The 17124-nt window shown below is 76.0% G+C and carries 11 protein-coding genes; 4 read left to right on the top strand and 7 right to left on the bottom strand.

Annotated features, from left to right (window positions below):
• The first annotated feature begins 40 nt into the window (after positions 1-40).
• Positions 41-610, top strand: coding sequence for a hypothetical protein (locus TK50_RS24205; protein ID WP_043967407.1), 570 nt, complete (start codon positions 41-43; stop codon positions 608-610).
• Positions 611-985: 375 nt separating this feature from the next.
• On the opposite strand, the gene TK50_RS24200 is transcribed toward TK50_RS24205, so the two are convergent.
• Complete coding sequence (locus tag TK50_RS24200) at positions 986-1429, bottom strand: hypothetical protein (RefSeq protein ID WP_052504049.1); 444 nt, start codon at positions 1427-1429, stop codon at positions 986-988.
• A gap of 117 nt (positions 1430-1546) precedes the next feature.
• Entirely contained in the window at positions 1547-2431 is an 885-nt protein-coding gene (locus tag TK50_RS24195) for a LysR family transcriptional regulator (RefSeq protein ID WP_043967402.1), read from the bottom strand.
• 102 nt (positions 2432-2533) lie between these two features.
• Between TK50_RS24195 and TK50_RS24190 the strand changes: the two genes are divergently transcribed.
• Positions 2534-3490: an FAD-dependent oxidoreductase gene (locus TK50_RS24190; RefSeq protein WP_043967400.1), complete on the top strand. Its 957-nt coding sequence runs from the start codon at positions 2534-2536 to the stop codon at positions 3488-3490.
• 31 nt (positions 3491-3521) lie between these two features.
• Here TK50_RS24190 and TK50_RS35110 read toward each other — a convergent pair whose 3' ends face one another.
• The 3 genes from TK50_RS35110 to TK50_RS24175 all read right to left on the bottom strand — a co-directional run bounded on the left by TK50_RS35110 (position 3522) and on the right by TK50_RS24175 (position 7957).
• Complete coding sequence (locus tag TK50_RS35110; RefSeq protein WP_043967398.1) at positions 3522-4373, bottom strand: hypothetical protein; 852 nt, start codon at positions 4371-4373, stop codon at positions 3522-3524.
• A 3-nt stretch (positions 4374-4376) separates the two neighbouring features.
• A complete protein-coding gene (locus TK50_RS24180) occupies positions 4377-6938 on the bottom strand; it encodes an FtsK/SpoIIIE domain-containing protein (protein ID WP_082106536.1) in 2562 nt (853 codons plus the stop codon).
• A 191-nt stretch (positions 6939-7129) separates the two neighbouring features.
• Positions 7130-7957 carry an SGNH/GDSL hydrolase family protein gene (locus TK50_RS24175; protein ID WP_043967394.1) on the bottom strand — a complete coding sequence of 276 codons (828 nt, stop codon included), beginning with the start codon at positions 7955-7957 and terminating at the stop codon, positions 7130-7132.
• Between the two features lie 197 nt (positions 7958-8154).
• Between TK50_RS24175 and TK50_RS24170 the strand changes: the two genes are divergently transcribed.
• Positions 8155-9708, top strand: coding sequence for a M1 family metallopeptidase (locus TK50_RS24170; RefSeq protein ID WP_043967392.1), 1554 nt, complete (start codon positions 8155-8157; stop codon positions 9706-9708).
• 75 nt (positions 9709-9783) lie between these two features.
• Here the strand turns inward: TK50_RS24170 and TK50_RS24165 are convergent, their stop codons facing one another.
• Both TK50_RS24165 and gltB read right to left on the bottom strand, forming a co-directional pair.
• Positions 9784-11289 (bottom strand): glutamate synthase subunit beta, encoded by a 1506-nt coding sequence (locus TK50_RS24165; protein ID WP_043967390.1) that lies wholly within the window; start codon positions 11287-11289, stop codon positions 9784-9786.
• Positions 11282-15946, bottom strand: coding sequence for a glutamate synthase large subunit (gltB, locus tag TK50_RS24160; RefSeq protein WP_043967388.1), 4665 nt, complete (start codon positions 15944-15946; stop codon positions 11282-11284). The genes TK50_RS24165 and gltB overlap by 8 nt, the downstream gene beginning before the upstream one ends.
• A gap of 145 nt (positions 15947-16091) precedes the next feature.
• Between gltB and TK50_RS24155 the strand changes: the two genes are divergently transcribed.
• Positions 16092-16943, top strand: coding sequence for a GNAT family N-acetyltransferase (locus TK50_RS24155; protein ID WP_043967386.1), 852 nt, complete (start codon positions 16092-16094; stop codon positions 16941-16943).
• Positions 16944-17124: the final 181 nt, after the last annotated feature.

The raw sequence follows: 17124 nt of genomic DNA, 5'->3' as shown, positions 1-17124 counted from the left end.
TTCTTCGCGATCACTGTGGACCGACACGACCGGGAGAGCCATGCGGGACAGCCTTCTCAGCACCGCCGACGAGGTGTTGGAGCGGCTCGAAGACGAGATCGCCTTCCTGGCGGAGGGCCTGGCCGGCGTGTCCGAACAGCTCACCTGCCTGACCACCGAGCTCGACGACCAGCTCGCCGAGGGCAGCCCCGACCAGGTCGGGCACACCCTCGACCGGGTCGCCGCGCTCCTGGGCGACCAGGCGCTCAGCGACCTGACGGCCCTGGCCGGGCTCGGCGCGATCCGCCACGGCCATCCCCCGCAACGGGACGACGACAGCGTCCACGCGATCCCCACGCTGCCCACCGAGGGAGTACCCGTCGCCGCCGGGCAGGGCGACGCGGACGAGCGCTCGGCCGACGAGCTGCGGGCCCTGGTCGCGTCCGCAGCGGACCACCTCCGGCGGCTGTCGGTCTTCGTCACCGACCGGTTCGACCTGGCCCGCGCGGCGGCGGAACGCGGTGACGCCGACCGGGCGCTGGAGGAGCTGCGGCTGACCCGGGAGGCCGCCGGGAGCGCGCCTGCGGGCTACCAGCTCTGGCTGGCCTGCCTGGCCGACCTGCCCGGCTGACCCCGCCCGCCCGGCTGACGACCACCCGACCGGGGACGCCCTCGTCGTCGGCGCCGGCCACCGACCCACGAGCGGCGGCCCACGCCGACGACGTCGGGGCGGGACGACCTCAGGGCGTCACGCTGCGCTACCGCGGCCACCCGGCGGCCACACCCCCGCGCCAACCCCTTTGCTCTGCGCCCGGATACGCGACAGCCACGCACGGTAACCCGCCGACCCAGCCCGCACCGACTCGCCCGGCTCTATGTGTCGAGCCAGGACATCGTGATGCGGATACGGGTGCAGAGCAAAGGGACAGCGGGAAGTCTGGCGGGGTCGCGGGGGCATCACGAAGGGTGACCTCGGGCCGGCGTCGCGCACACGTCGCCGGCCACCTCACGGACGGTGGTCAGGCTGCGGCGGGCTCGGGGCGGCGGCAACGGGTCGGACCCCCGCCGCCACGGCCCGCAGCTCCGACTCGGGCACCCGCTCCGGCTCGGCGCGCACGTCGACGGCCACCCCGGGCTCGACCAGCCGGAACGCCTCGCCGCCGCCGACGAGGCCGGTCACGTCGCCCTCGGTGAACTCGGTGAGCGGCCACGCCGCGGCGTCCCGCTCGTGGTAGTCGGCGAGGAAGTCGCGCAGCGCGTCGAGCGTGCCCAGCCGGCTCCCGCGCAGGACGTGCACCCGCAGGTCGACCCGCCAGCCCTCCGCGACCTGCCGTTCCCACACCCGGGTGCGGAAGCGCACCCCCTCCCACTCGCTGGCGAAGTCGGACACCTCCCCGTCGACCCCCGCCGGCACGTACCCGATCACGAACCCGCCCAGGTCCTCGCTCATCGACGCCTCCCCCTCGTCCGATCCGGCGCTCACTCCGAATCGTGGACAACCATCGTCCACAACGGACGACAACTGTCCAAGGTCCCGGCGAACGGGGGGCGACAAGGGGCGGCACGGTCAGCCCAGGAGCGCCACGAGGGCGTGGACGGCCGGGTTGGTGGTGTCGCGGGGCCAGGCGAGGCCGACGTCCACCGTGGGGGTCGGCGAGGTGAACCGGCGCAGCCGTACCCCCGGCACCTTCAGCGCCCGCGCGCGACCGGCGGGCACGGCCGCGATCACGTCGCCCTGCGCCACCGCGCGCAGCAACTGCTCGTCGTCGGGCTCCTGCCGGACCAGCCGGAAGCCGCCGCGCGGCCAGACCTGGGCGATGGTCCGGTCGAACATCCCGGGGCCGTTGTCGCGGGACCACATGACGGCCGGCAGGTCCACCACCTCGGCCCGGGTGATCCGGCGGCGGCCGGTGGCCAGCGGATGCCCCGCCGGCAGGGCCAGCAGCAGCTCCTCGGTGTCGACGGTGCGGCACGCGAGCGCCGGCTCGTCGACCGGCGGGCGGACGAACGCCGCGTCGAGCCGGCCGGCGAGCAGCCCGGCGACGTTCGGCGCGGTCCAGGCGGTCTCGGCGACGACCTCCACGTCGGGGTGGGCGGCGCGGAACCGGGCCACCAGGGCGTCCACCGGACCGCCGCGCGCCGACCGGGTGTACGCGAGCCGCAGCCGCCCGCCCCGGCCCTGCACCAGATCCCTGATGCGGGCGGTGCCGGCGTCGACGTCGGCGAGCAGCCGGGCGGTCTCGGCGGCCACCCGCCGCCCCACCTCGGTCAGCGTGCAGCCCCGGCTGGTGCGGTGCACCAGCGGCACGCCGAGCTGGCGTTCCAGGGCACGGATCTGCTGGCTGAGCGCCGGCTGGGCGATGTGCAGGCGGGCGGCGGCCCGGGTGAAGTGCAGCTCCTCGGCGAGCACGGCGAAGTAGCGCAGCCGGCGCAGGTCCGACCAGGCGTCCATCCCCGGATCATAAGCGCCGCTTATCGCCGCCTGCCCGTTCCGTCTTGGACGCCCGCCCGGACGGCCGGCCACGATCCGAGCGACGACCGGAAGGAGCGGACGATGGCGGAGCGGGTGGACGTGGTGGTGGTCGGCGGCGGGATCATCGGGCTGACCGCCGCCGTGATCCTGCAGGAGCGGGGCGCGCGGGTGACCGTGCTGGCGGCGGACGACCCGGCGGACACGGTGTCGACGGTGGCCGCCGCCGTGTGGTACCCGACGCACACCGACGAGGATCCCCGGGTGCTGCGCTGGGCGGCGGAGACGCACGCGGAGCTGGGCCGCCAGGCGGGGGCGGGCGTGCCGGGGGTGGTGGCCCGGCCGACGCGGATGCTGCTGCGCCACCGCTACCAGGGCCCGCCGTGGTGGGCGGCGGCCACCGGGGACCTGGTGGCCGGGCCGGCCGAGCCGCCGTACACGGCGGTGCTGCGGTTCACCGCGCCGACGGTGGAGATGACGCCGTACCTGGGGTGGCTGGCCGGGCGCGTCACCGCCGGCGGGGGGCGGGTGCTGCGCCACCGGGTGCGGGACCTCGCCGAGGCGTTCGACGTCGCCCCGACGGTGGTCAACGCGACCGGGCTGGCCGCCGGGCGGCTCGCCGCCGACCCGGCCGTGCACCCGGTGCGCGGGCAGCTGGTGCTGGTGGCGAACCCGGGGCTGACCACGTCGGTGCGCGACGAGGACGACCCGGCCGGGATCACCTACGTGCACCCGCGCCGGCACGACGTGGTGCTCGGCGGCACGTACCAGCCGGGGGTGTGGGACACCGGGCCCGACCCGCAGACGGCGGCGGCGATCCGGCGGCGGTGCGTGGCGCTCGTGCCGGAGCTGGCCGACGCGCCGGTGCTCGGCGAGCGGATCGGGTTGCGCCCCGCCCGACACGGCGGCCCCCGGGTGGCGGTCGAGCCGGCGGGCCCCGCCGGGGGCCGGCTGGTGCACGCGTACGGGCACGGCGGCGCGGGGGTCACCCTGTCCTGGGGGTGCGCGGCCGAGGTGGCCCGCCTCGCCCTGGACGGCTGACCGCCCGCGCAAGGCGAAACACCGGCTGGGCTCAGCCCAGCAGGCGGAACAGCACCAGGTAGCCGCAGTAGGCCAGCGGCATGAGCAGCACGCAGGTCACGAAGCCGAGCGGCACGAACCGGGGCGGCGGCCCGTCCGCGCCCAGCGCCGGCCGCCCCCACCGGCCGAGCACCAGGTAACCGGCGACGAAGCAGAGCACGGGCAGCGCCCCGCAGGTCGCCACGTAGACGGCCCCCGGGCTGGCCACCACGCCCGCGACGCCCAGCAGCACCACCGCCAGCACGACGCCGGCCGCCGCGCACGCCGCGTACACGGCCAGGGCCCGCGCCAGCGGCGACCACGCCGGCAGCAGCGGCGGCCGACGGCCGACGGCCTCCGTGACCCCGATCAGCCGGTCGGTCTCGTCGGCGAGCCGCCGGGCCTCGGCCAGCTCCGCGCCCGGGTCGACGCCCCCGGCGCGGGGCGCGGGCACCCCGGCCGCCGCCGGCACCGCCACCACCGCGCCGGTCGCCCCACCCCGGGGGTACGCCCCGACACCCGGCCGCTCCGGCGCGGCGGCTGCGCCGCCGGCCCCCGCCGTCCCCGGCTCCGGCGACCCACCGGGCCCGCCGCCGGGCAGTCCGGCCCCGGCCGCTGCCGCCGGGGTGGCGGCCGGCGACGCGGGGCGCTCGCCCGCCGTGGGTGCCGGTTCGACGGTGACGCCGGCGGCCCGGCCGAGCTGGTCGAGGCGGTGGGACTGGGCGTCGAGGCGTCGGGTGAGCTGGTCGAGCGTCGCGCGCAGGGCCGAGCGGCGGCGGTCGGCGGCGACGGCGTCCCGGTCGGTCTCGCGGCGCTGGTCGGCGAGCTGCCGGGCCAGGGCGGCGTACTCGGCGAAGGTGGCCACGGCTCAGCGCTCCTCGTCCCGTTCGTGCCCCGGCCCGGTGAACGGCACGATCAGCCGGGTGCGCTGGTCGTGCCGGTCCACCAGCAGCGCCCGGTCGGGGCGCGGGGTGTAGGCGAGGTCGTGCTCGCCCAGGTGCAGTCCCAGCTCCGCGCCGGGGACGTTCAGCGCGACCAGGCAGGCGACGTCGTCGCGGTGGTGCGCCCCGCCGAGGTCGTCGGCGAGCCGGCGCAGCCCCCGCCACCAGCCCAGCAGGTGCACGCCGCGGCCCGGTCCCTCGCGCAGCAGGGCGCGCAGGTCGTCCAGGCCGGAGCGGAACGTGGTCGGGTCGGTGCCGGCGAGGGCGGCCGAGGCCGCGTCCGCGCCGAAGAGCACCAGGTAGGTGCGACCGGCGGCGGGCTGGCCGGCGGCGAGGGCGGCGATCCGGTCGCGCAGGGCGGCCGGGTCGAGCCGCTCCACCGGGTGGCCGGCGGCGGCGAGCGCGGCGGCGGTCGCGTCGACCACCGGGTCGACGGCGGCGACCAGCCCGGCGAGCAGGAACCGGGCCCCGCTGGGGGCGTGCTGCCGGCCGAGGCCCAGCGCGGCGGCGCGGAGCACCTCCGCGCCGACGGTCGAGGTGCCGACCACGGCCAGGTGCCGGCCCGGGGTCGCGTCGAGGGTGAACGAGGCGGGGCTGTTCGCCACGTCGACGACGCGGCCCACCAGGGCGACCGGGGGCCCGACGCCGGGGCGCAGGGCGGCGAGGGCGGGATCGTCGTCGGGCCGCGCCGGATCGTACCCCCGGAAGACGGTGGGTCCGGCGGACCCGGCCGGCCGCTCGCGCCACAGCTCGTGGCGCAGCCGGGCCAGCTCGGCGCGGGCGGCGTACGCGTCGGGGAAGCGGACCACGGTGTCGGCCCCGGCCGCCCCGGCGGCGGTGTTGAGCACGGCCGCGCCGATCGGCAGCGCGTCGGCGGCGGTGTTGAGCGCGTCGAGCACTCCCCCGCCGCCGGGCAGGGCCACCCGCAGCGGGAACTGCCCGAAGATCGCCTCGGCGCGGCCGTACAGCGACTCGATGCCGGCGGTGGACTGGCTGGCCAGCACCAGGTGCACCCCGTACGAGCGGCCCTTACGGGCCAGCTCCTCCAGCAGGTCGACGGCCTGGCGGGCGACGGCGTCGGTGCCGGCGAGCAGCACCTGGAACTCGTCGACGACCGCCACGATCCGGGGCACCGCCGCGTCGCCGGGCAGGTCGGCGAGCTTCGTGACGCCGTGCCGCTTGAGGACGGTCGCCCGCCGGTTCAGCTCCCGGCGCAGCTCCCGCAGCACGGCCAGGCCGTACTCCCGGTCGCTCTCGATGCCGACGACGCGGGCGTGCGGCAGCCAAGACGGGTCCCTCTCGGTGGGCACGAACTCGGTGAAGCTGACGCCCTCCTTGAAGTCGAGCAGCCAGAGCTGGAGCTGGTCGGGGGCGTAGCGGGCGGCCAGCCCGTAGAGGGCGTCGAGCAGGAAAACGGTCTTGCCGGCGCCGGTGCGCCCGGCGACCAGCCAGTGCGGGGTGGCGTCGTCGAAGGCGACGGTGACCGGCTGCCGCCCGGCCCGGCCGACCACGGTGGACAGGCCGGCGGCGCTGGTCGCCGCCCAGCGGCGGGCCGGCAGCAGGTCGGCGAAGGCGGGCGGGGTGTCGCGGCGGGCGGCGGGGGCGAGGTGCGCGGCGAGGGCGGCCACGGTGGCCGGCGGCAGGTCGCCGTCGAGGACGACGGGGGCGGCCAGCCCGGAGCCGTCGGCGCTGAACGGGTGCCCGGGCGGGTCGCCGACGTGGGCGTACCGCTGCATCAGGCGCAGCGCGGTGGCCGCGCCCGGCGGCGGCGCGTCGGAGGCGGCGGGGCTCTGCTGGCCGGCGGCGCTGCCGGGTGTGGCAGCGCGGTGGCCGGCGAGCAGCACGCAGACCGCGGCGGACGCCCCGGCGTGGGTGAGCGCGGCGAGCCGGGCCAGCTCGCGGGGGCCGGGCGCGGCGGCGACGACCAGCACCAGCAGCTCGCGGGCGGCGGGGTCGGCCTCCTGGGCGGCCCGGGCGTGCCGCTCGGCGGAGTCGAGCAGCGCGGCGACCTCGGCGGCGGTGGTGGCGGTCGGGGCGAGCACCCCGGCGTCGAGCAGCGGGCGCAGCGGCAGGAAGGTGGCCCCGAAGGCCACCGTGTCGATCCCGGCGACGCGGACCTTGCCGGGCGGGGCGGTGGCGAGCAGCCGCAGCACCACCGCGCGCAGCAGCTCGCCGACGCGCGGGTCCCGGGCGTCGGAGTCGACGGTGAGGTGGCAGCCGCCGCCGAGTGGGACGAGCACGGGGAAGCCGCCGTCCAGTGTGGTCGCCTCGCCGACGCGGATCGGGGCGGGCGCGCCGGTCAGCGCGGTGACCCCGGGGGCGGGGGCGGCGAGCCGCCCGCCCACGGCGGCCAGCCGGGCGACGACGTCGGCGGCGGTGGGGGCGGCCGGGCCGGGCGCGCCGATCCACCGGCGGGCCCGGTCGAGCCGCTCGCGGGCCTGCCGATGGGCGGCGACCGCCTGACCGTACGCCGACGCGAGCCTGCCCACCCTCTGCTGCCCCCCCACGCGCGATGGCCGTCTGGTCCAGCGAACCCTAACGGACGCGCGGCGGCGTCGGACAGTCCGCCGCGACGGCGCGCGCACCGGCCCCGCCGGAGCGGCCGGCGGGGCAGGTGACGGGCCGGCGGCGGGGCCTGAGGCGGGGCCGTCGGCCGCCGGCCGGCTGCGGTGGCGCGGGGTCAGCCGGTGACGGCGTTCAGCGCCGGCAGGTAGCCCAGCCGGTAGCCGTCGGCGTTCGGGTGGTACGCCTCGATGACGCCGGTGACGTCGCGGATCCACGGCGCGGCGGCGCAGACGCCGTGCCCGGCGAAGTAGGGGCGGGCGTCGGCGAAGGTGGCCCCGGCCGCGGCGGCCCGGCCGGCGGTGACCGAGGCGAGCAGGTCGGCGGCCTCGTTGATGATGGTCCGCTTGTAGGCGCTCATCGCCAGCGCGCCGCAGGAGGTCGTCTCGAACAGGCGCGGGTAGCCGAGCACGACGAGCCGGGCGTTGGGGGCCTTCTCGCGGATCGCGGCGTAGGTGCGGTCGAGCCGGCCGGGCAGCTCGGTGGTGGCGAACGTCCTGGCCTCGTCGACCGCGCCCTCGCAGGTGCTGGTGCTGCCGAACCGGCAGCTCGTGATGACGTCGACGAAGCCGGCGTCGTTGCCGCCGATGGTGATGGTGACCAGGGTGGTGCTGGTGCTCAGCGCGTTCACCTGCTTGTTGATGACGTCGGCGGTGACCGCGCCGCCGCAGGCGGGGAACGTGAAGCTGGCCACCTGGTGGGCGGCGGCCCAGAGCGGGGCGTACGACTTGTCGCTGCGCAGGCAGGTGGACAGGTCGTACGGCCCGGCGCCGACGCCGGAGGAGTACGAGTCGCCCAGCGCCACGTAGTTGATCGCGGCGGCGGCTCGGGCGGGTTTCGCGGCCTGGGCAGCCTGGGCGACGCCGGGGGCGGCCGCCGCGCCGAGGGTCGCGGCGAGCAGGGCGGTCAGCGCGGTCAGGGTGCGGGCCAGCGGGCGGTGGGGCATGGGGGAACCTCCGCGGGGGCAGGGGTGGTGGGTCCTCGGAACCGCGCGCGTGGCCCAGGGGTGGTGGTTACTGGTCGGTAATGCTATCGAAACATTTCCATCGAGGGAATAGGGCGCGGACCGCCCGCGCGGGACACACCCGTTTACATCTGTCGATTAGGTTGGCCGGCGTACACCCAACGGAGGGAGTCCATCCCGTGCGACGCGTTCTCGCGGCGGCCATCGCCGCCCTGACCGTCTCCACCGCCGGCGCGGTCGCGGCCGGCGCACCCGGCCACGCCGCCGCCCGATCGGGCTGGGGCCGGCCGGCCGCGGCGCCGGCCGCGCCCACCCCGGGCAGCCCCGGCATCGGCGACAGCTACTTCCCCGACTACGGCAACGGCGGGTACGACGTCGACCACTACGACGTCCGGCTGCGCTACGAGCCCGCCACCGACCAGCTCTCCGGCACCACCACGATCCTCGCCCGGGCCACCCAGGACCTCTCCCGGTTCAACCTGGACTTCGTGCTCGGCGTCCAGTCGGTGAAGGTCGACAACTACCCGGCCACCTTCGCCCGCGAGGGCGCCCACGAGCTGGTGATCACCGCGCCCCGCCCCATCGTCTCGGGCCAGTCCCTGACCATCGTGGTGCAGTACGCGGGCGTGCCGTCGCAGACCCGCGTCGACGGCTGGACCGGCTGGACGAAGACGGCCGACGGGGCGCTCGCCGTCAACGAGCCCGAGTCGGCCTGGTGGTGGTACCCGAGCAACGACCACCCCAGCGACAAGGCCACCTGGGACGTCTCCGTGTCGGTGCCGACCGGCGTCGAGGTCGTCAGCAACGGGGTGCAGCCCCGGCCGCCGCTGGCCGAGCCCGGCAACCGGACCCGCTGGGGCTGGCGCAGCGCCACGCCGGGCGCGACGTACCTGGCGTTCCTCGCCATCGGGCAGTACGACATCGTCACCGACACCGCGCCGAACGGGCAGCCGGTCGTCAACGCGTACAGCACCACGCTGGGCGCGCTCGGGCCGGCCGCGCGGGCCAGCATCGGACGCACCGCCGAGATCGTCGACTGGGAAAGCGGGATCTTCGGGCCGTACCCGTTCGAGGCGCAGGGCGGCGTCGCCGCTCCGGCCAACAGCATCAGCTTCGCCCTGGAGACGCAGACCCGCTCGGTGTACGGGCCGGGCTTCTGGCGGCGCGGGTCGAACACCTACGTGGTCGTGCACGAGAACGCCCACCAGTGGTTCGGCGACTCGGTCTCGGTCGCGGACTGGAGCCAGATCTGGCTCAACGAGGGCTTCGCCAGCTACGCCGAGTGGCTCTGGTCGGAGGAGCAGGGCGAGGGCACCGCGCAGGAGTGGTTCGACTTCACCTACGCCAGCTACCCGGCCGACGCCGAGTTCTGGCAGGTGCCGCCCGGCAACCCGGGCGCGAACAACGTCTTCGACGGCGCGGTCTACGACCGGGGCGCGATGGCCCTGCACCAGCTCCGGCTGGCCGTCGGCGACGCGGCGTTCTTCCGCATCCTGCCGGCGTGGACCGCCGCCCACCGCCACGGCAACGGCACGATCGAGCAGTTCCAGGCCCTCGCCGAGCAGCTCTCCGGCAAGGACCTCGACGCCCTGTTCACGACCTGGCTGTTCACCAAGGGCCGCCCGGAGCTGACGCAGGCCGCCTCGGCGGCCCGGTCCGCCGCCCCCACCGCCCCGGTCAAGCCGAAGTCCTGGGCCAAGATCCGCGAGGCCCACGACCTGCTCGCGCACTGACCGGTCGACCTTGGACAGTTGGCGTCCCCGGGGAACGCCAACTGTCCAAGGTCCGGGTCGTCCGGCGCGGCGGGATCAGCGGGCGGCCAGCGGCTGCCGCGCCGGGTCGACCGGGGCGGGCAGCTCGCCCACCCCACCCAGGTAGGAGTGGATCGCGGCGGCCGCCGCCCGCCCCTCGGCGATCGCCCACACGATCAGCGACGCGCCCCGGTGCATGTCCCCGGCGACGAAGACGCCGTCGGCGTCGGTCTGCCAGTCCGGCCGGGCGTCGATCGCGCCCCGGGCGTTGCGGGCCACCCCGAACTGCGCCAGCAGCGGCTGCTCCTCGGTGCCCTCGAAGCCGATCGCCAGCAGCACCAGGTCGGCCGGCAGCTCCCGCTCCGAGCCGGGCACCGCCGTGACGATGCGCCGGCCGTCGCGCTTCTCGACGGTCACCTCGGCGATGCGTACGGCGCGCACCTGGCCGGTGCCGTCGTCGACGAACTCCTGCACGGCGGCGGCGAACACCCGGTCGCCGCCCTCCTCGTGCGCCGGGTAGCTGCGCAGGATCCACGGCCAGGTCGGCCACGGGTCGCGCGCGGCGTCGCGGGCGTGCGGCGGCTCGGGGTACAGGTCGAGCTGGTGTACGCCGGCCGCGCCCTGCCGGTGGGCCACGCCGAGGCAGTCCGCGGCGGTGTCGCCGCCGCCGATGATCACCACGTGCTTGCCGGCGGCGTCGATCGGGGTGCCGTCGGGCAGCACCGCGAGGGCCGGCCGGCCCTCGCCCGCGGCGGCGACGACGCGGTTCGCGGCGACCAGGTGCGCCATCGCCTGGTGCACGCCGCGCAGCGCCCGCCCCGGCGTCTCCGGGGTGTCCCGGCCCTGCAACGCGCCGCAGGCGAGCAGCACCGCGTCGTGCGCCTCGCGCAGCTGCTCGGCGGTCACGTCGACGCCGACGTGCACGCCGGTGCGGAACCGGACGCCCTCGGCCTCCAGCTGGGCCAGCCGCAGGTCGATGTGCTGCTTCTCCAGCTTGAAGTCGGGGATGCCGTAGCGGAGCAGGCCGCCGATCGCGTCGTCGCGCTCGTACACCGTCACGGCGTGGCCGGCGCGGGCGAGCTGCTGGGCGGCGGCCAGGCCGGCGGGCCCGGAGCCGACCACGGCGACCGACCGGCCGGTCGGGGCCGGCGCCGGACGCGGCGCGAGGCCACCCCGGGCCGCCGCGTCGGCGATCTCCACCTCGACCTGCTTGATGGTGACCGGCTGCCCGCCGCCGATGCCGAGCACGCACGCCGCCTCGCAGGGCGCCGGGCAGAGCCGGCCGGTGAACTCGGGGAAGTTGTTGGTGGCGTGCAGCGACTCCACCGCGGCGTCCCAGCCGCCGGTGCGGACCAGGTCGTTCCAGTCCGGGATGCGGTTGCCCAGCGGGCAGCCGTCGTGGCAGAACGGGATGCCGCAGTCCATGCAGCGGGTGGCCTGCTCGCGGATCAGCGCCTCGCCGGCCGGCGGGTACACCTCCCGCCAGTCGGTGATCCGCACCGGCACCGGCCGGCGCGCGGGCAGCCGCCGGTCGTAGCGCAGGAAACCGTTCGGGTCAGGCACGAGCCACCTCCTGGGCGACCACCCGCGTGGCGGGCGGCACCGGCGCGGCCGGCGCGCTCAGCGCGCTCATCACCGCGTCGTCGACGTCACGGCCGGCGGCTTCGGCGGCCCGCATGATCTCCAGCACCCGGCGGTAGTCCCGGGGCACCACCGCGGTGAACTCCTCCACCGCCTCCGGCCAGCGCTTGAGCAGCGCCTCGGCGACCGCCGAGCCGGTCTCGGCGAAGTGCCGGTGCACCAGCTCGTGCAGCCGGTCGGACTCCTCGTCGCTCAGCGGCGACAGGTCGACCAGCTCGGTGTTGACCCGCCGCTCGTCGAGCCGCCACACGTACGCGGTGCCGCCGGACATGCCGGCGGCGAAGTTGCGCCCGGTCTCGCCGAGCACCACCACCGTGCCGCCGGTCATGTACTCGCAGCCGTGGTCGCCGACGCCCTCGACGACCGCCACCGCGCCCGAGTTGCGCACGGCGAACCGCTCGCCGACCCGGCCGCGCAGGAAGACCTCGCCGGCCGTGGCCCCGTACAGGATGGTGTTGCCGGCGATGATCTGGTCCTCGGCCCGCTCCCCCGACGCGGCCTCGCCGTCGACGAACGGCGCGGCGGCGTCCGGGCGGACGACGAGCCGGCCGCCGGAGAGCCCCTTGCCGACGTAGTCGTTGGCGTCGCCGTGCAGGCGCAGGGTGACCCCGCCGGGCAGGAACGCGCCGAAGGACTGCCCGGCGGTGCCGCGCAGCAGGAACTCGATGGTGTCGGCGGGCAGGCCGGCCCCGCCGAAGCGGCGGGTGACCTCGCCGCCGAGCATCGCGCCGACACTGCGGTGCTCGTTGCGCACCGCCACCTCGACCCGCACGGGCGTGCCGTCGGTCAGCGCCGGCTGGGCGAGGGCGATCAGCTCGTTGTCCAGCGCCAGCTCCAGCCCGTGCTCCTGGGCCCGCACGCCGCGCCGGGCGGCGTCGGCCGGCAGCTCCGGCAGGTGCAGGACGCGACCGAGGTCGAGACCGTGGGCCTTCCAGTGGTCGATGGCCGGTACGACGTCGAGCAGCTCGGTCTGCCCGATCGCCTCCTCGATCGAGCGCAGGCCCAGCTCGGCGAGGTAGCCCCGGACCTCCTCGGCGAGGAAGAGGAAGAAGTTCTCCACGAACTCCGGCCGGCCGGTGAACCGCTCGCGCAGCACCGGGTTCTGGGTGGCGATGCCGACGGGGCAGGTGTCGAGGTGGCAGACCCGCATCATCACGCAGCCCTCGACGATGAGCGGGGCGGTGGCGAAGCCGAACTCCTCCGCGCCGAGCAGCGCCGCGACCAGCACGTCCCGGCCCGTCTTGAGCTGGCCGTCGACCTGCACGGTGACCCGGTCGCGCAGCTTGTTGAGCAGCAGGGTCTGCTGCGCCTCGGCCAGGCCCAGCTCCCACGGGGTGCCGGCGTGCTTGAGCGAGTTGAGCGGGGACGCGCCGGTGCCGCCGTCGTGGCCGGAGATGAGGATGACGTCGGCCTTGAGCTTGGCCACGCCGGCCGCGACGGTGCCGACGCCGGTCTCGCTGACCAGCTTGACGTGCACCCGGGCGGCCGGGTTGACGCACTTGAGGTCGTGGACGAGCTGCGCCAGGTCCTCGATCGAGTAGATGTCGTGGTGCGGCGGCGGGGAGATCAGGCCGACGCCGGGGGTGGCGTGGCGGGTGCGGGCGATCCACGGCCACACCTTGTTGCCGGGCAGCTGGCCGCCCTCGCCGGGCTTCGCGCCCTGCGCCATCTTGATCTGGAGGTCGTCGGCGTTGACCAGGTATTCGCTGGTCACGCCGAACCGGCCGCTGGCGATCTGCTTGACCGACGAGCGGCGGGCCGGGTCGTGCAGCCGCTCGACGTCCTCGCCGCCCTCGCCGGTGTTGGACTTGCCGCCGAGGCGGTTCATGGCGATGGCCAGGGTCTCGTGCGCCTCGGCGGAGATCGACCCGTACGACATCGCGCCGGTGGCGAACCGCTTGACGATCTCGCTGGCCGGCTCGACCTCGTCCAGCGGCACGGGCGGACGGACGCCGGTGCGCAGGGTGAACAGCCCGCGCAGCGACCCGGCCTTCGCGGCCAGTTCGTCGACCTTGGCCGTGTACTGCCGGAAGACGTCGTACTGGCGGCTGCGGGTGGCGTGCTGGAGCAGGAAGACGGTCTCCGGGTTGAACAGGTGCAGCTCGCCCTCGCGACGCCACTGGTATTCCCCGCCGACCTCCAGCCGGTCGGTCGCCACCGCGCCCGGCGCCGGCCAGGCCAGCGAGTGCCGGGCGGCCACCTCGGCGTGCACGCCGTGCAGGTCGACCCCGCCGATCGTGCTGGGGGTGCCCCGGAAGTAGCGCTCGACGAGGCGGGCGTCCAGGCCGACGGCCTCGAACACCTGCGCCCCGCAGTACGACGACACGGTCGAGATGCCCATCTTGGACATGATCTTCAGGACGCCCTTGCCGAGCCCCTTGACGTAGTTGCGCACCGCCTTCGCCGGTTCGACGCCCGTCAGGGCCCCGGTGGCGATCATGTCCTCGACCGACTCGAAGGCCAGGTAGGGGTTGACGGCCGCCGCGCCGTAGCCGATCAGCACGGCCGCGTGGTGCACCTCGCGGCAGTCGCCGGACTCGACGACCAGCGCCACCTGGGTCCGGGTCTGCTCGCGGACGAGATGCTGGTGCACGGCGGCGGTGAGCAGCAGCGACGGGATCGGGGCGAGGTCGGCGTTGGAGTCGCGGTCGGACAGCACCAGGATGCGTACGCCGTCCTCGATCGCCTCCGAGACGTGCCGGCAGATCTCGGTGAGCCGGGCCTTGATCCCGGCCCCGCCGTCGCGGACCCGGTAGAGCCCGGAGACCCGCACGGCCTTGAAGCCGGGCAGGTCGCCGTCCTCGTCGATGGAGAGGATCTTGGCCAGCTCGTCGTTGTCGATCACCGGGTAGGGCAGCACGATCTGCCGGCAGCTCGCCGGGCCCGGGTCGAGCAGGTTGCCCTCCGCGCCGATGGTGTGCTGGAGGCTGGTCACCAGCTCCTCGCGGATGGCGTCCAGCGGCGGGTTGGTGACCTGGGCGAAGAGCTGGTGGAAGTAGTCGTAGAGCAGCCGCGGCCGGGTCGACAGCGGGGCGATCGGGGTGTCGGTGCCCATCGAGCCGAGCGGCTCGGCCCCGGTGCGGGCCATCGGGGCGAGCAGGATCTTCAGTTCCTCCTCGGTGTAGCCGAAGGTCTGCTGGCGGCGGCGCACCGAGTCGTGGGTGTAGACGATGTGCTCACGCGGCGGCAGGTCGCCCAGGTCGATCAGCCCGGCGTGCAGCCACTCCGCGTACGGCTGGGCGGCGGCCAGCTCGGTCTTGATCTCGTCGTCGGAGACGATCCGGCCGGCGACGGTGTCGACCAGGAACATCCGGCCCGGCTGGAGCCGGCCCTTGGCGACCACGGTGGCCGGGTCGAGGTCGAGCACGCCCGCCTCGCTGCCGAGCACCACCAGGCCGTCGGCGGTGCGCCACCAGCGCCCCGGGCGCAGCCCGTTGCGGTCCAGCACCGCACCGACGATCTCGCCGTCGGTGAACGCCACCGACGCCGGCCCGTCCCACGGCTCCATGAGGCTCGCGTGGAACCGGTAGAACGCGCGCTTGTCGGCGCGCATGTCGGGGTCGTTCTCCCACGCCTCGGGGATCATCATGAGCACCGCGTGCGGCAGGCTGCGCCCGGCCAGGTGCAGCAGCTCCAGGACCTCGTCGAAGTTCGCCGAGTCGGAGGCCGCCGGGGTGCAGACGGGGAACACCCGGCGGATGTTGCCGGGCAGGTTCGGGCTGCGCAGCAGCGCCTCGCGGGCCTGCATCCAGTTGCGGTTGCCGCGGATCGTGTTGATCTCGCCGTTGTGGGCGATGATCCGGTACGGGTGGGCCAGCGGCCACGACGGGAACGTGTTGGTGGAGAACCGGGAGTGCACCAGCGCGATGGCGCTGTCGACCCGCCCGTCGGTCAGGTCGGGGAAGAACTCGGGGAGTTGGTCGGGGGTGAGCATCCCCTTGAACACCATGGTCCGGCACGACAGCGACGGGAAGTAGGCCGGCACGCCCCGCTCGGCGGTCTCCCGCTCGGCCTGCTTGCGGACGCAGAACGCCACCCGGTCCAGGTCGAGGCCGGACAGCGGGGAGCCGGCCGGGCCGGCGGGGGTGTCGGTGAGCCGGCTGGCGGCCAGGAAGACCTGCCGCACCCGGGGCATCGCCGCCAGGGCGGTCGCGCCGAGGCCGCTCGGGTCGGTGGGCACGTCCCGCCAGCCGAGGACCTCGGCGCCCTCGACCAGGGCGTACTTCTCCAGGACCCGGCGGGCGCGGGCCTCGCCGTCGTCGTCGGTCGGCAGGAAGACCAGGCCGGTGGCGTACTCGCCGGCGGGCGGCAGCGGGAAGTCGACGACCTCGCGCAGGAACGCGTCCGGCACCTGGATCATGATGCCCGCGCCGTCGCCGGTGTTGTGCTCCGCGCCCCGGGCGCCCCGGTGGTCCAGCCGGAGCAGCGCGCCGAGACCGTTGGCGACGACCGAGTGGGAGCGCCGGCCGTACAGGTCCGCCACGAACGCCACCCCGCACGCGTCGTGCTCGTGCGCGGGGTCGTACAGCCCGGCCGCGGGCGGGGCCGACTGCTGGCTGAGAGGGTACGGAAAGGCCACCGGGCCTCCTGTCGTCACTCAGGTTGGATCATGGTCGGGACGACGTCGGCCCTTATGGGTCTATTGAGTCTACGTTAGGGGTAGGCGCGCAAGGCCAGTTCAGATTGATCACACTTCCAGATCCTGGGAAAGGTAGTCTCGCGCGGTGGATCACGTACGCGCTGAGACGACTGTGACGTTCGACCGGCTGGAGCGGTTCTACGACGCCGTGCCCCGCGACGCGGCCCGCGCCGAGGAGCACGGCCCCCTGGTCCTGTTCGTCCGGGAAGGGGCGGGATGGCCGTTCTACGCGCGTCCCCGCCTCGACGCCGCCGGGCCACCTTCCGTGGCCGACATTACCGCAGTGCGCCAGCGGCAGCGGGAACTCGGCCTGCCGGAGGCGTTCGAATGGGTGCACGAGCGCAAACCGGACCTGCTCGCGGTGGCCCGCGCGGCGGGGCTGACCGTCCTGGAGGCCCCGCTGATGGTCCTCGACCCCGCCGCCCTGGCCGACCCGGGCAGCTTCACCGACGTGCCGGTGCGCCTGCTGGACGCTACCTCCCCCGACCTCGCCGCCGACGTGGCCGCCCGCCGGGCGGTCGCCGCCGTGGGCTTCGCCGCCGCCGGCACCGCCCGGGGCGAGGCCGGCCCGGCGCAGCGGGACGCGGCGATCATCGAGCTGGACGTGGCGGCGCTGGAGGAGGAGCGGGCGCGCACCGCCGACGGCCGGCGGCTGTCCGCGCTCGCCGAGGCCCCCGGCGAGGGGGCGCTGGCCAGCGGGATGGCGATGCGGGTCGGCGACACCGCCGAGATCGCCGGGGTGGCGACCCTGCCGGCCGCCCGCCGCCGGGGGCTCGCCGCGGCGGTCACCGCCACCCTCGCCCACGCGCTGCGCGCCGCCGGCACCGACCTGGTCTTCCTCTCCGCCGGCAGCGAGGACATCGCCCGCGTCTACGTGCGGGTCGGCTTCCGCCGGATCGGCACCGCCTGCATCGCCGAGCCCGCCGCGATCATCTGACGCCGCCGCCGCATGCCGGCGAGGACGCGCCGCCGCCTGCCGGCGGGGTGCGCGGCGATGTCGGCGACATCGCGGTATCAGGGCGCGGGAATACCGCCATGTCGCCGACATGACGCCCGGACCCGGCCCGGCCCGGCCCGAGCCCGGACCCGGCCCGAACCCCGTCCCGCCGCTCGCGGGC

Origin of the sequence: Micromonospora haikouensis, from assembly GCF_000876225.1 — a bacterium.
In the GTDB taxonomy this organism is placed as follows: Bacteria; Actinomycetota; Actinomycetes; order Mycobacteriales; family Micromonosporaceae; genus Micromonospora; species Micromonospora haikouensis.
Note: the sequence above shows the minus strand (reverse complement) of the source record. Positions and strands in the feature narration are given on the sequence as shown.

Bases quoted from the DNA above. Each gene is read 5' to 3' on its own strand.
- TK50_RS24205 (WP_043967407.1), top strand. From the start codon at position 41: ATGCGGGACAGCCTTCTCAGCACCGCCGACGAGGTGTTGGAGCGGCTC.
- TK50_RS24200 (WP_052504049.1), bottom strand. From the start codon at position 1,429: ATGAGCGAGGACCTGGGCGGGTTCGTGATCGGGTACGTGCCGGCGGGG.
- TK50_RS24195 (WP_043967402.1), bottom strand. From the start codon at position 2,431: ATGGACGCCTGGTCGGACCTGCGCCGGCTGCGCTACTTCGCCGTGCTC.
- TK50_RS24190 (WP_043967400.1), top strand. From the start codon at position 2,534: ATGGCGGAGCGGGTGGACGTGGTGGTGGTCGGCGGCGGGATCATCGGG.
- TK50_RS24175 (WP_043967394.1), bottom strand. From the start codon at position 7,957: ATGCCCCACCGCCCGCTGGCCCGCACCCTGACCGCGCTGACCGCCCTG.